Here is a 13,499-nt window from a genome sequence, read left to right on the forward strand (position 1 = left end):
GCGCCGTCGCCGGGGGCGGGAGGGGTGCTGGGCTGGGTGCTGTCAGTGGACAAGGCGTCGCTCCAGGGCTCGGAGGGCAAGGGAGGCCAGGTAGGAGATGACGATGAAGGCGAGGCCGATCACCGTCAGGGGCTCGGTGAACTGGAAGTGCTGCTGGGAGAACAGGCGGGCCTCACCGAGCATCTCCAGCACGGTGATCGCCATCAGCAGGGGCGTGTCCTTCAGCATCGAGATGACGTAGTTGCCGAGCGCGGGGACCACCCTGCGCACGGCCTGCGGCAGGATCACCGCGGTCCACGTCCGGCGCACCGGCAGGTTCAGTGCCGTCGCCGCCTCCCACTGGCCCACCGGCACGGCCTCGATGCCCGCGCGGTAGACCTGCATCGTGTACGTCGAGTAGTGCAGACCGATGGCGAAGATGCCGGTGGTCAGCGCCGAGAAGGTCAGACCCCACTCGGGCAGCACGTAGAACAGGAAGAACAGCTGCACCAGCAGCGGGGTGTTGCGGATGAACTCCGTCACGCCGCCGACCGGCCAGGTCACCCAGCGGGACGGCGCCCGCATCAGCAGGGCCCACACCAGGCCGAGGACGAACGAGATCAGGGAGCCGAGAACCAGGATCTGCAGGGTGACCAGCAGACCGTCCCAGAAGTACGGCATGAAGTCGGAGACCGCGCTCCAGTCCCACTTCATCAGGCACCTCCCCCGCCGACACCGGTCGTCTCGGCCCGCTTCAGTTCCAGATCGGGTTCGGGCACGGGCTTCTTTCCGACGCCGGCCTTCAGCTTCTTCTCCAGACCGCGCATGATCCGGGTGAGCAGGAAGGCGATCACGAAGTAGATCACCAGGACGTACGTGTAGATCTCGGCGCTCTCCTGCAGCGCCAGACGCACCAGGTTGGCGCTGAACGCCAGATCGCCCATACCCATGATCGACACCAGGGCGGTGCCCTTGAGCAGCTCGATCAGCAGGTTGGAGAACGGCGGGATCATCTCCGGCACCGCCTGCGGCAGCAGGATCAGCCGCATCCGCTGCGCGGGCGTGAAGCTGAGCGCGATACCGCCCTCACGCTGTGCCGGATCGACGGCGGCCAGCGCGCCGCGCACGATCTCCGAGCCGTAGGCGCCGTAGGTCAGACCGAGCGCCAGCGTGCCCGCCCACAGCGGCACCAGCTGCCAGCCGAAGGCCGGGGGCAGCACGAAGAACACCCAGAAGATCATCACCAGCGCCGAGGTGCCGCGGAACACCTCGGTGTAGAGACCCGCGAGGAAGCGGACGAACTTCAGCCGGTGGGTGCGCGCGATGCCGACCACGAAGGAGACCGCGGCCGCGAGCAGCGCGCTGAGCACCAGCAGCTGGATCGTGACCCAGACGCCCCTGAGTACGAGTTCCCAAAGTCCTGAGGTCATCCGCCGCACAACTCCTTCGCGGTCAGATCCGTCATCTCGTCCTCGGTGAAACCGAACGGCCTCAGGATCCGCAGCAGCTCGCCGCTCTCCTTCAGCTTCGCCAGCTCCTCGTTGAAGGCGTCGCGCAGATTCGTTTCGGTGGGACGGAACGCGAAGCCGCCGCCGTCGGTGTGCGGCTCACCGTTGACGATCGGCCGGAACGGCTCCGTGACCTCCGCCCTGGCGGACTTCTTCACCACCTCACGGGTGGTGAGCGCCGTACCGGCGAAGACGTCGACCCGCCCGGCCTCCACCGCGTTCAGTCCGGCGACCTGGTCGGGGACGATCAGGATGTCGCCCTCCGGATATCCGGCCTCGACCGCGTACGCGATCTCCGCGTACCCGGTGCCGGTGGCGAACTTCGCCTTCTTCTCGACGACGTCCTTGTAGCTGGTCAGCCCCTTCGGATTGCCCTTGCGCACGATGAAGGAATCGAGCATCTGGTAATCGGGGTCGGAGAATATGACCTGTTCGCAGCGCTCGGGATTGATGTACATCCCGGCGGCCACGACGTCGAACTGCTGCGAGTTCAGCCCCGGGATCAGCGAACCGAACTCGGTGGGCACGGGCTGGACCCGCTCCACGCCGAGCCGTTGGAAGATGACCTTCGCGAGCTCCGGCGCCTCCCCGGTCAGGTTGCCGTCCTTGTCGATGTAACCGAAGGGGATCTCACCGGCGATGCCCAGGCGGACCACGCCCGCCGCCTTGAGCCGTTCGAGCTGGTCACCGCCGCCCGTGCTCGCTTCGGTGGGTACGCGCGAGCAGCCCGCCGCGCCCAGTGCGCCGAGCGCCGCGACCCCCGCGAGCAGCGATCGGCGTGAGGGCCCGACGGGCGTGGACGCTTCCCCGCGTCGTCTCAGTTGTTTTCCCAGTGGTGGAGCCATGGCGGCGCGGCTACCCGAATCGATCCCGAGTATTCCCGCCAGTTTCGGCCCCGTTCGGCGGTCGGGCGGTCTTGACCGGTGCGGGACGATGGGTTTCATGATTGACCGATATGTCGAGGTCTCGCTGGTCAAACGCGGAATCACCTGTACGGCCCGGTTGCTCGACGACCGCGCGCCGGTCACCTGTGCGGCCGTCTGGAACTCGCTGCCCCTGTCCGGCGACGTCTACCACGCCAAATACGCCCGCAACGAGATCTATGCCCTTTTCCCGCCCTTCGCGGAATCCGAGCCACCACTGGAGAATCCGACGATCACCCCCATTCCGGGAGATCTCTGCTATTTCTCCTTCGCGGGCGCGGAACTGGGCACCAAGGCCTACGGCTACGACCGCGAGGTCGGCCCCGGCGCCACGGTCGTGGACCTGGCCCTGTTCTACGAGCGCAACAACCTGCTGCTGAACGGCGACGTGGGCTGGGTGCCCGGCATCGTCTGGGGCCAGGTCGTCGAAGGCCTGGCGGAGATGGCCGACGGGTGCAACGACCTGTGGCGCACGGGCGCGGTGGGGGAGAGCCTCAGCTTCCGGCGGGCGTGAGCCCGGGAACCCGGGCCGCCCCGGACGTGTACAGCGCGTGGGCCGCCCGCAGCACCAGCGCGTCGGCGTGGCGGGCGGCCACGAGCTGGACACCGACCGGCAGCCCGGCCGCGTCGGTGCCGACGGGGACGGTCGCCGCGGGCTGCTGGGTCAGGTTGAACGGGTAGGTGAACGGGGTCCAGCCCGTCCACCGCCGGTGGCCGGCCCCCTTCGGCACCTCCGCGCCCGCCTCGAACGCGGTGCGCGGCACGGTCGGGGTGACCAGCAGGTCGTAGGTGTCGTGGAGGCGGCCCATGCGCCGGCCCAGATCCATCCGCACGTCGACCGCCGCCAGGTAGTCCAGCGCCGACCGGCGCGCCCCGGCGGCGCAGATCTCGCGCAGTCCGGGATCCAGCAGTCCCCGCTGCTCACGGGTGAGGTGCTGCACCACCCGCGCCGCCCCGGAGAACCACAGGGTGTGGAAGGCGTCCGCCGGGTCCGAGAAGTCCGGGTCGGTCTCCTCCACGTACGCGCCGAGCGCGGCCAGCCGCTCCACCGCCCGCCGTACCGCCGCCGCGACCTGTGGCGCCACCGCCACCTGCCCGCCCAGCGACGGCGAGTACGCCACCCGCAGCCCCCGCACCCCGCCGTCCAGCCCTTCCCTGAACGAGCCGGGTGCCGGGGCCAGTGCCGACCAGTCGCGGGAGTCCGGTCCGCTGATCACATCCATCAGCAGCGCCGCGTCCGCCGCGTCCCGCGTCATCGGGCCGACGTGCGCCAGCGTGCCGAACGCGCTCGCCGGATACAGCGGCACCCTCCCGTACGTCGGCTTCAGCGCGAAGATTCCGCAGAACGCCGCCGGGATGCGGACGCTGCCCCCGCCGTCCGTCCCCAGCGCCAGCGGCCCCGCGCCCAGCGCCACGGCCGCCGCCGCGCCCCCGCTGGAGCCGCCCGCGGTACGCGCAAGGTCGTACGGGTTGCGGGTGATGCCGCTGAGCGGGGAGTCCGTCACGGCCTTCCAGCCGAACTCGGGGGTCGTCGTCTTGCCCAGGAAGACGGCGCCGTGCTCCCGCAGCCGCGCCACCGACGGCGCGTCCTCGTCCCAGGGGCCCGCCGGGTCGACGGCGCGCGAACCGCGCAGGGTGGGGGCGCCGCGCAGCAGCAGGATGTCCTTCACCGTGACCGGCACCCCGTCGAGCAGCCCGTGCGGCTCGCCGCGCCGCCACCGCGCCTCGGACGCGGCGGCCTGTTCCAGCGCCCGGTCGGGGAAGAGCCGGACGAACGCGTTCACCTCCGGCTGGATCTCCTGGGCCCGCTCCAGCGCCGCGCGGGTCACCGCCACGGGACCGAACGCGCCGGTGCGGTAGCCGTCGAGGAGCTGCACGGCGGTGAGGGACGTGAGGGCGGTGCGGTCGGTGCCTTGGGTCATCCACGCTCCCGGGAGGTCAGGGGTGCCGGGTGGGTCAGGGATCTCGGGCGGGCCGGCGGGTGCCGGGCGGGTCAGTGTCCGGGTACATACCCACGCTGCTTGTCGACCACGTTCACCAGAGGCTTGCCGGCGGCCCAGAGTTCGTACAACTCCACGAACTGGGCGCCGAGTTCGTCCCGCCACCCCAGGGTGTCCCCGCTCATGTGCGGGGACACGACCAGTCCCGGCACGTCCCACAGCGGGCTGTCCGCAGTGAGCGGCTCGGAGTCGAAGACGTCCAGGGCGGCGCCCGCGATGCGGTGCTGTTGCAGCGCCTCGGCGAGCGCGTCCTCGACGACCAGCGGTCCGCGGCCGATGTTGACGAAGTGGGCGGACGGCTGCATCAGCCCGAACCGGCGGGCGTCGAACATGCCCCGGGTCTGCCCGGTGAGCGGCGCGGCGGCGACCACCCAGTCGGCGCGGGCGATCAGCCGGTCCAGGTCCTCGGTGCCGTGCACGGCCGCGGTGCCGTCCGACCCCGCGCGCGCGGTCCGGCCGACCAGCGCGGTGGTGACGCCGAGCGCCTCGAGCGTGCCGGCGACCGCCCGCCCGATCGGCCCCGACCCGACGACGCAGGCACGGGTCCCGGCGACCCTGCGCGACTCACGGTGGAGCCAGGTCCGTTCCCGCTGGAGCGCCAGCGTCCGCGGCAGATCCTTCGCCATCGCCAGCACGAGCGCGGCGACGTACTCGGCGATCGGCCGGTCGAAGACGCCGCGCGCGTTGGTGACCACCGTGTCGGAGACGGCGAGTTCCGGACACATCAGATGGTCCACGCCCGCGCTCGCCGTGTGCACCCAGCGGGGCCTGGGGCCCTCGCCCGGCCAGGCGGCGCGCACCGCGTGCGAGGTGAAGTCCCAGACCAGCAGCACGTCGGCGGACGGCAGCCGCTCGGCGAGCGTCGAGGCGTCCGCGTGCTCGACGCGGACCCTGCCGGTCAGCCGGCCCAGCCGGGGCGGCGGATCGGCGTCCAGGACGAGCAGCGTGGGGAGGGTCATGGAAGCGGTCCTGTGTGAGGTCGAAGGGCCGGTCGCGGGCCTGTCGGTGAGCCGGTCGAGGGGGTCCTCCGGGGAGAGGTCACGGCCGCCTTTTCTCCGGACGGCCAGAAGTCTGAGATGTACGGATTGACCACGCTGGCACCCCGAACCTACCGTCGTCAACACGGGCGTTTCCACGAACCGTTGCGTGCTCGTCTCTCACCGTGAGGCCGGTGCTGACATGGACGTCTCCTTTCTCGGCGGACCGGGCCCGCAGCGCGGGGTCGGTGTGATCGCCCCCTTCGACTTCGCGCTGGACCGCGAACTGTGGCGGTGGACGCCCGACGACGTGTCCCTGCACGTCACCCGAACGCCGTACGTGCCGGTCGAGGTGAGCCTGGACCTCGCCCGCATGATCAGCGAGCACGAGACCCTCCAGAACGCCGTGAGCACCCTCACCGAGGTCACCCCCGAGGCCGTCGCGTACGCCTGTACGTCGGGCAGTTTCGTCGGCGGGGTCATGGGCGAGCACGCCATGTGCGAGGCGATGAGCAGGGCCGGCTCGGTCCCCGCGGTCACCACCTCGGGCGCGCTGCTGGAGGCGTTGGTGGAGCTGGACGTACGGCGGCTGGCGCTGGTGACGCCCTACACCGTGTCGGTGACCCGGGCGCTGGAGGAGTACGTGGCGCAGGCCGGGGTCATGGTCACCGGCTGCGCGTACATGGGCCTGACCCGGCAGATCTGGAAGGTCACCTACCGCGAGGTGGCCGACATGGCCCGGCGGGCGGCGATGCGCGGCCGGCTCGGCGCGGCGGACGCGCTGTTCCTGTCCTGCACCAACCTGCCGACCTACGACGTGATCCCCCAGCTGGAGGCGGAACTGCGCATACCGGTGATCTCGGCCAACCAGGTGACCATGTGGGCGGCGTTGCGCCGACTGGGTACCCGGGCGGTGGGACCGTATCAGGCGCTGATCGACACGTCGGCGCGCAGCGGCACCGGTACCGGTACCGGGAGCGCACTGCCGGGCCCGGCGGCCGGCACCGTGGTGCCGGCCGCCGGACCGGTGGTGCCGACCGGCTCCGTACTGCCGGAAGGGCAGGAGTCACCGGAGGTGCGGGGCGTGCACGGCGTGTCGGACGCGCAGGGTGTGCCGGGCGCGCAGGGCGTGTCCGGTGGACCGGACGAGAAGCAGCAGGAAGGCTGGACATGACCGCACTGGGATTCCTCTACCCCGGACACTCCGCCGAGGACGACTATCCGCGCATCGAGCAACTGCTGGGCAGCGACGTACGGATGGACCTGGTGCACACCGACATCGGTGAGGACGCGCACCGGGCCGACGCCCTGCTCGAGATGGGCGAGGCCGACCGGCTCGCGGCCGGCCTCCAGGAGCTGCGGCTCACCGGCGCCGACGCCGTGGTGTGGGCCTGCACCAGCGGCAGCTTCGTCCGCGGCTGGGAGGGCGCCCACGAGCAGGTGCGCGCCCTCGCCCTCACGGCGGGTATGCCCGCGTCCTCCACGTCCTTCGCCTTCGTGCACGCGGCGCGGGAGATCGGGGCCCGGCGGGTCGCCGTCGGCGCGACCTACCCGGACGACGTGGCCGCGCTCTTCGTGGAGTTCCTGGCGGCCGACGGGGTGGAGGTGACCGGAGTCACCAGCGCCGGGATCGTCACGGCGGCGGAGGTCGGCACCTGGGGCGAGGCCGAGCTGTTCGCCCTCGCCCGCGCGGCCGACCGCCCGGACGCCCAGGCCCTCCTCCTCCCCGACACGGCCCTGCACACGGCCGCCCACCTCCCGGCCCTCGAGAAGGAGCTCGGCAAACCGGTCCTCACCGCCAACCAGGTCACCGTCTGGGAGGGGCTGCGCCTGGCCGACCGCCGGGTGAACGCGCCGAGCCTGGGCGCCCTGTTCACGCGGGAACCGATCGTGCAGGTGTAGCGGCCCGCGGAACCGCGCGGAGTTCCGTGCGTCGCGCGGGATCGATCGGGGCCGCGCGGAGATCCCCGGGCGTCCCGCCAGGGAATAAGCGGAGGAGGCCTCCTGTTTCCGACGACGGCGAACGTCACCCGAAACAGGAGGCACCCCACCGTGGCCGCAGACGACACCGCAGGCGCCGAGGACCGAGGAGCGGAAGAGATCCGGGGCGTGACGCACGGCTCGGCACCCGTTCCGCTGTCCGTGCTGGACCTGGTCACGGTCGGCGCCGGCCAGACCGCCTCCGACGCGCTGCGCACCAGTGTCGAGCTCGCCCGGTTCGCCGAGGCGCGCGGCTTCCACCGCCACTGGGTCGCCGAGCACCACTCCATGCCGGGGGTGGCGTCCTCGTCCCCGGCCGTGATCCTGGCCCACCTCGCCGCGTACACCGAGCGCATCCGGCTCGGTTCGGGCGGGGTGATGCTGCCCAACCACGCCCCGCTCGTCATCGCCGAGCAGTTCGGCACGCTGGAGGCCATGGCCCCCGGCCGGATCGACCTCGGCCTCGGCCGCGCCCCCGGCACCGACGGCGCCACCGCCGCCGCCCTGCGCCGCAGTGACAGGCTGAACGAGGGCGCCGACGACTTCCCCCAGCAGCTCGCCGAGCTGATCCGCTTCCTGGACGACGACTTCCCCGACGGTCACCGCTACCGCCGGATCCACGCCGTCCCCGGCCCGGTCCAGGCGACCTCGCCGGGCGGGGTGCAGTCGCCGCACCGGCCGCCGGTCTGGCTGCTCGGTTCCTCCGGGTTCAGCGCCCGGCTGGCCGGCATGCTCGGCCTGCCCTTCGCCTTCGCCCACCACTTCTCGGCGCAGAACACGATTCCCGCGCTGGACCTCTACCGCGAGTCGTTCAGCCCGAGCGACGTCCTCGACGAGCCCTACGCCCTGATCGGCGTCTCCGCGCTCGCGAGCGAGGACGGGAACGAGGCCCGGCGCCAGGTCCTGGCCGCCGCGCTCAACATGGTCCGGCTGCGCACCGGCCGCCCCGGCCTGGTTCCCACGCCCGAGGAGGCCGAGGCGCACCCGTTCTCGCCGGTGGAGCAGGACTTCGTCGACTCGTGGAACGCCAACGTCGTGCACGGCACCCCGGACGAGGTCCGCGCCGGTCTGGACGACCTGCAGAAGCGCACCGGCGCCGACGAGCTGATGATCACGGCCAACGCGCACAGCGGTGACGTCCGCCTGCGGTCCTACGAACTCATAGCCGACGCCTACGGGTTGCCGACGACGTCCGCCTGAACCCCCGGGGTGCCCAGCAGTTCGGAGATGCGGTCCGGCGGCACCGGACGGGAGTACAGCCAGCCCTGGCCGGTGTCGCACCCGATCCGGCGCAGCCGGGTGGCCTGCGCCGAGGTCTCCACGCACTCCGCGGTGACCGTCAGCCCCAGCCGGTGGGCGAGCTGCACCATCGCCTCGACGATGGCCTCGTCCGCCGGGCTGGGCGCCGCGGCCCGGTCCTCGTACTGGAAGCCGCGGACGAAGGCACCGTCCAGTTTCAGCACCGACACCGGGAGCCGGCTGAGGTAGGCCAGGTTCGAGTAGCCGGTGCCGAAGTCGTCGATGGCGATGCGGACGCCCATCTCGCTGAGCGCGGTCAGTGCCTGGAGCGGCCGGCCCGAGGAGCCCATCACCGCGGACTCGGTCAGCTCCAGCTGGAGCAGCTCCGGCGCCAGGCCCGTCTCCTTCAGGGTCTCGGCGACGTCCGCCACCAGGTCGGAGTCCCAGACCTGACGGACCGCCACGTTCACGCTGACGAAGATCGGCGGCTCCCCGGGGTGCTCGACCTGCCAGCTTCGGGCCTGCCGGCAGGCGGTGCGCAGCACCCAGCGGCCGAGCTTGACGATCGAGCCGTCCTCCTCGGCGATGGAGATGAACCGATTCGGCGTCAGCGTGCCGAACTGCGGGTGGTTCCAGCGGACCAGGGCCTCCACCCCGTGCACCCGGTCGTCCTCCATGCCGACCAGCGGCTGGTACTCCAGCGCGAACTCGCCCCGTTCGACGGCGGGGCGGAGCGCGGAGGCGAGGGCCTGGCGGGTCATGCGGTGCGCGTTGCGCTCCGGGTCGAAGAGCGTCCAGCGGGACTTGCCGTCGGCCTTCGCCCAGTAGAGGGTCGTGTCGGCGGCCTGCATCAGCGCGGTGGGCGTGGTCCCGGCCGCGTGCCGTTCGACCACGCCGATGGACGCCGACACCGACAGCCGCTGGCCGGCCACGTCGAAGGGGTCCTGGATCGCGGCGAGCACCGACTCGGCGAGGTCGGCGAGCTGTTCGGTGCCCGTGGAGTCCTCGACCAGCAGCGCGAACTCGTCCCCGCCGAGCCGGGCCACCAGTGGGGTGCCGGTCCTGGCCCGGCCCGCCTCCTCGGCGCACAGCAGCAGCCGTTCGGCGACGGCGGCCAGCAGCCGGTCGCCGACGCGGTGGCCCAGGGCGTCGTTGATGGCCTTGAAGCCGTCGAGGTCCAGGGAGCAGAGCCCGATCCGGCCGGTGCCGCTCTGCTCGTACGACTCGGCCTCCAGGGCGGCCGTCAGCCGTTCGAAGAACAGGGTGCGGTTGGGCAGCCGGGTCACCGGGTCGTGCATCTGCAAGTGCCGCAGCCGGGCCTGGAGTTCGTGGCGGGCGCTGACGTCGGTGACCGAGAGCAGTACGCCGTGCGGGTCGTGTCCGTCGTGCGGGTCGTGTGCGTCGTACTCGCCGTGGGCGGCACCGTCGTCCGGGGGGAGCGGGGCGACCGACACCTGCACCCACAGGGAGTGCCCCTCGGGGTGCTTGAGCCGGCGCGTGCAGCGCAGCCGGCCCTGCCGGCCGCTCAGCAGGTCGCGGTAGGCGTGCCAGGCGCGGGCGTCGGAGGGGAGGTCCACCAGGTCGGCGGCGACCGCGCCGACCAGGGTGTCCGGGGCGCGTCCCAGCAGGTCGGCGAGCGTGCCGTTGGCGCTGATCACCCTGCCGTCACGGCCGACCACGGCCATGGCGAGCGGAGAGGCCGCGAAGACCGAGCGGTACGACGGAGGGGGAGGGAGGTCGGCGCGTCCGGCACGGGGTGGGGCAGTGATCTCACTCTCCGTGACGGTCGGCCGGTTGGGATCTGCTGCGGGCGTCGGCCCTTGGGACGTTCCGCTCACCGCTCGCTCCCGCCGTGCACTCGATCGCCGTCCGTGCCGGAAAGCCTCAGGAATGTCTCAGGAAAGTGTGCCGATCATAGAGGTCTCCCTGAAGCCCTTCCAGTCACTCTCCAGTGTCCAGGACGGTCCCGCATCTCTGCCAGATCGTTTCTGCTCGGAGGTGGGCGGCTTCTTCAGGCCTCCGACCAGTTGTGACGTTCCGTGAGTGGTTCGGGGTGTCACTCGTGAACGGACTGGACGCTCCCTCACCCGTCCGGTGTAGATAAACAGTGCGTATGACTGCAAACCACCACAGTCTGGGTGCGGTGTCCCGTGAACCGTCTCCCGGAGGTCCCCGTGCCGCGTCAGCTCCCTTTGAGAGGACTCGGCCGTGAGGTTCTGAGGGGGTTGGGCCGTCTGGGGGTGGCGGGGTGGCTGAGAGCGGGATTCCCGGTGCCGGACCGGCCGGGGCCGGGCGGTCCGTTGTCGCGCCCCCGGTTGCGCGGCACCACGGCCGTGTGCACCACCATGTCGGCGCTCGCGGCGACCTCCATGGTGAGCGCCCCCTCCGAGGACGGGCCGTTCTCCGCGGCGCCGTGCGCCCTGACCCGCACCGCCGCGCACCACTCGGAAGGGCTGGACACCTGGAACGCCGCCTACCCCCGCCCGGCCGGCCGGCTGAACGCGGTCATGGTGTTCCTGTCCTTCCCGGACTCGCACCCGCTGACCACCCCCGAGGAGCTGGCAGCCGACCACTTCCCCGCCACCAGCGACTTCTTCCACCGGGCCTCCTACGGCAGGTTCTCCCTGCACCCGCACGCCCTGCGCGACTGGATCCGGATGCCGCGCCCGTCCACCGCCTACGCCATACAGCGTGACTGGACCACGCGGCACCGCTCCGCCTATCTGCGCGACGCGCTCGCCGCGGCCGACCCGCGGGTCGACTTCTCGCGGTACGACGTCGTGTACTTCGTCGCCGACCCGGACGCGCCCGGTGTGGACTCCGACGCGACGAAGGTCGTCAACCTGGACACCCCGCTGCGGGCGGACGGCACCGACATCCGCCGGGTCGTCACCGTGTTCGAGGACCATCCCCCGGACCGGCTGGTCCTCGCCCACGAGACCGGCCATGTCTTCGACCTCCCCGACCTCTACCACCGGCCCGTGGACGGCAAGGGCGACTGGGACACCCACGTCGGCGACTGGGACCTGATGGGCAGCCAGTTCGCGCTCGCGCCCGACCTGTTGGGCTGGCACAAGTGGAAGCTGGGCTGGCTGGGTTCCCGGCAGGTGCGGTGCGTGCGGGGCACGGGGCCGGTACGGCTGACGCTGGAACCGCTGGGGGCGGGACCCGGGGTGCCGGTGACGGGGGCCGCCGGGGCGCCCTCCTTCGGGCTGGGCCGGGGGATCAAGCTCGCGGTGGTGCGCACCGGCCCGGACACCGTGCTCGCCTTCGAGGCGCGCAGCCCCGTCGGCGACGACGCGGGTGCCTGCCGGTCGGGGGTGCTGGTCTACCGGGTGAGCGTCACCACCCGGTCCGGGGACGGCCCGGTCCAGGTGATCGACGCCCACCCGCGCACGGAGGCCTGCTGGGGGGACTCGGTCTACCCGCCCCTCGCGGACGCCCCGGTCGCCCTCGGCGAGAGCTTCACGGTGCCGGGGGAGGGCGTACGGGTGGAGGTGGAGGGGCGTACGGCCTCGGGCGCCTGGACGGTGCAGATCAGTACCGGCCGGGACGGGGGCGGGAGTGCGGGCGGGGGCGGGCGGGACGCGTAAAAGGCCCCTTGCTGTCGCAAGAGGCCTTTCCGTGTCGTGCGCCGCCAGGGACTCGAACCCCGGACCCGCTGATTAAGAGTCAGCTGCTCTAACCAACTGAGCTAGCGGCGCCTGCTGACGTCGTAGACATTAGCACCCTGGTCGGCGGGAGGAAAAATCGATATCCGCACGGCCGCGCGGGCCGCCCGTACGGCCGCCCAGAGCAGCACCTCCGGGCCCGGCAGCCAGGGGTGACGCGTGTCCGGGGCCACCAGCCAGCGGGAGCCGGAGCGGTCCGCGCGGGCGCCGGGAGCCGGTGCCGGAACGGTCACCGCGTCTCCGGTGCCGTGGCACAGCAGCGGCGGAACCTCGCCCGTACGGCCGGCCTCCCCGGTGTCCCTGCCGCGGGCGTCCCACTCCTCCCACCCCAGCAGCGCGGGCAGCCGCTGGGCGGTGCCGGGCGCCGCGAACAGCAGCATCCGGCCGCGGAACCCGGCCACCGGACCGGAGCCCGGGCCTTCGTCCCACATCCGGTCCAGCATCCGGCGCCCGAAGGTGGAGGGCGCGCTCACCACATCGAAGACGGAGCCGCAGGGCAGCACGACCGGCGCGTCCGGCCGCTCCTCCCAGAGGGAGAGCGTGCTGCGCGGATACGTTCCTGCGGAGGCGAGCCAGGCGGCGCCGTCCGGGGTGACCCCGGTGGCATCGGTGGCGCCGGTGGCACGGCCGGCATCGGGGGCGTTGCGTGTACTGCTCATGCCGTCTGTCTACCGGCGGTGAGGGAACGGTTTCCCAGGGTTGCGGGAACCGGGGACGAGGGGGAGGGGCGGGGGGTATGGTGCCCGCCTGGCATATGCCACACCTGTTCGACCGGGCGGCTTTGGGCCGGTAGGGGGTCGGCCGTACGAGAGGCGTAGAGCCTCACGCACGTCCTACGTGGTCCCGGCGTCGTCCCCGCGCAAGAGGTCCCGGCCGAACTCGACCATCTTCTTCGCGTAGTCCTCGGTCCATTCGGCCCGCTCGGAGATGTCGGCGGTCGTCAGCCGGTCGAAGCGCCGGGGGTCGGCCAGCTGGGCCGCCGCCATCGCCTGGAACTCCATCGCCCGGTCCGCCGCCGCGCGGAACGCGAGCGTCAGTTCCGTCGCCCGCTCCAGCAGGGCGCGCGGGTCGTCGATCGACTCCAGGTCGAAGAAGTGCTCCGGATCGGCGGCCGCTGCCGTGGGCTCGAACAACAGGGGCGCGGGGCGTAGCCGCGGTTCGTCCCGACGCGGCGTGGGCTCCGCCATGTCTTCTCCTTCGTCCTTGCTCGTGCGTGCGCTTC

The 13,499-nt window shown here is 72.1% G+C and carries 13 protein-coding genes and 1 tRNA gene; 5 read left to right on the plus strand and 9 right to left on the minus strand.

Annotation, left to right across the window (positions count from 1 at the left end):
- Positions 1 to 42: 42 nt before the first annotated feature.
- From ehuD to ehuB, 3 genes are read right to left on the minus strand one after another with little or no spacing between them, the layout of a single operon-like run.
- Complete coding sequence (ehuD, locus tag ACIF80_RS29500; RefSeq protein ID WP_399810193.1) at positions 43 to 693, minus strand: ectoine/hydroxyectoine ABC transporter permease subunit EhuD; 651 nt, start codon at positions 691 to 693, stop codon at positions 43 to 45.
- On the minus strand, positions 693 to 1,409 hold the full coding sequence (ehuC, locus tag ACIF80_RS29505; protein ID WP_399810196.1) for an ectoine/hydroxyectoine ABC transporter permease subunit EhuC: 717 nt from the start codon (positions 1,407 to 1,409) through the stop codon (positions 693 to 695). The genes ehuD and ehuC overlap by 1 nt, the downstream gene beginning before the upstream one ends.
- The gene (gene ehuB, locus ACIF80_RS29510; RefSeq protein WP_399810198.1) at positions 1,406 to 2,332 is read right to left on the minus strand and encodes an ectoine/hydroxyectoine ABC transporter substrate-binding protein EhuB; all 927 of its coding nucleotides are present in this window, start codon (positions 2,330 to 2,332) and stop codon (positions 1,406 to 1,408) included. The genes ehuC and ehuB overlap by 4 nt, the downstream gene beginning before the upstream one ends.
- A gap of 97 nt (positions 2,333 to 2,429) precedes the next feature.
- Here ehuB and ACIF80_RS29515 point away from each other — a divergent pair, with 97 nt between their 5' ends.
- On the plus strand, positions 2,430 to 2,924 hold the full coding sequence (locus tag ACIF80_RS29515; RefSeq protein WP_399810200.1) for a DUF3830 family protein: 495 nt from the start codon (positions 2,430 to 2,432) through the stop codon (positions 2,922 to 2,924).
- Here ACIF80_RS29515 and ACIF80_RS29520 read toward each other — a convergent pair.
- Together ACIF80_RS29520 and ACIF80_RS29525 are read right to left on the minus strand one after the other, a co-directional pair.
- The gene (locus tag ACIF80_RS29520; RefSeq protein ID WP_399810201.1) at positions 2,905 to 4,332 is read right to left on the minus strand and encodes an amidase; all 1,428 of its coding nucleotides are present in this window, start codon (positions 4,330 to 4,332) and stop codon (positions 2,905 to 2,907) included. The two genes, ACIF80_RS29515 and ACIF80_RS29520, sit on opposite strands and share 20 nt — an antisense overlap.
- Positions 4,333 to 4,403: 71 nt before the next feature.
- On the minus strand, positions 4,404 to 5,369 hold the full coding sequence (locus ACIF80_RS29525) for a D-2-hydroxyacid dehydrogenase (protein WP_399810203.1): 966 nt from the start codon (positions 5,367 to 5,369) through the stop codon (positions 4,404 to 4,406).
- 220 nt (positions 5,370 to 5,589) lie between these two features.
- Between ACIF80_RS29525 and ACIF80_RS29530 the strand changes: the two genes are divergently transcribed.
- The 3 genes from ACIF80_RS29530 (at position 5,590) to ACIF80_RS29540 (ending at position 8,567) form a co-directional block, all read left to right on the plus strand.
- Positions 5,590 to 6,561, plus strand: a complete 972-nt coding sequence (locus ACIF80_RS29530; RefSeq protein ID WP_399810205.1) for an aspartate/glutamate racemase family protein — start codon at positions 5,590 to 5,592, stop codon at positions 6,559 to 6,561.
- A complete protein-coding gene (locus ACIF80_RS29535; protein ID WP_399810207.1) occupies positions 6,558 to 7,289 on the plus strand; it encodes a decarboxylase in 732 nt (243 codons plus the stop codon). Before ACIF80_RS29530 ends, ACIF80_RS29535 begins: the two co-directional genes overlap by 4 nt.
- 150 nt (positions 7,290 to 7,439) lie before the next feature.
- The gene (locus tag ACIF80_RS29540; RefSeq protein ID WP_399810209.1) at positions 7,440 to 8,567 is read left to right on the plus strand and encodes an LLM class flavin-dependent oxidoreductase; all 1,128 of its coding nucleotides are present in this window, start codon (positions 7,440 to 7,442) and stop codon (positions 8,565 to 8,567) included.
- On the opposite strand, the gene ACIF80_RS29545 is transcribed toward ACIF80_RS29540, so the two are convergent.
- Positions 8,540 to 10,444 (minus strand): putative bifunctional diguanylate cyclase/phosphodiesterase, encoded by a 1,905-nt coding sequence (locus ACIF80_RS29545; RefSeq protein WP_399810211.1) that lies wholly within the window; start codon positions 10,442 to 10,444, stop codon positions 8,540 to 8,542. The genes ACIF80_RS29540 and ACIF80_RS29545 overlap by 28 nt on opposite strands.
- A 336-nt stretch (positions 10,445 to 10,780) precedes the next feature.
- On the opposite strand from ACIF80_RS29545, the gene ACIF80_RS29550 reads away from it, so the two are divergent.
- Entirely contained in the window at positions 10,781 to 12,199 is a 1,419-nt protein-coding gene (locus tag ACIF80_RS29550; RefSeq protein ID WP_399810213.1) for a M6 family metalloprotease domain-containing protein, read from the plus strand.
- Between the two features lie 37 nt (positions 12,200 to 12,236).
- Here ACIF80_RS29550 and ACIF80_RS29555 read toward each other — a convergent pair.
- From ACIF80_RS29555 to ACIF80_RS29565, 3 genes are all read right to left on the minus strand, one after another.
- Positions 12,237 to 12,310: transfer RNA gene (locus tag ACIF80_RS29555), tRNA-Lys, on the minus strand.
- Positions 12,301 to 12,936, minus strand: coding sequence for a bifunctional DNA primase/polymerase (locus ACIF80_RS29560; RefSeq protein ID WP_399810214.1), 636 nt, complete (start codon positions 12,934 to 12,936; stop codon positions 12,301 to 12,303). The genes ACIF80_RS29555 and ACIF80_RS29560 overlap by 10 nt, the downstream gene beginning before the upstream one ends.
- Before the next feature lie 174 nt (positions 12,937 to 13,110).
- Positions 13,111 to 13,464 (minus strand): hypothetical protein, encoded by a 354-nt coding sequence (locus tag ACIF80_RS29565; protein ID WP_399810216.1) that lies wholly within the window; start codon positions 13,462 to 13,464, stop codon positions 13,111 to 13,113.
- Between the last annotated feature and the right edge of the window lie 35 nt (positions 13,465 to 13,499).

The organism is Streptomyces sp. NPDC085927, assembly GCF_044540975.1.
In the GTDB taxonomy this organism is placed as follows: Bacteria; Actinomycetota; Actinomycetes; order Streptomycetales; family Streptomycetaceae; genus Streptomyces; species Streptomyces hirsutus.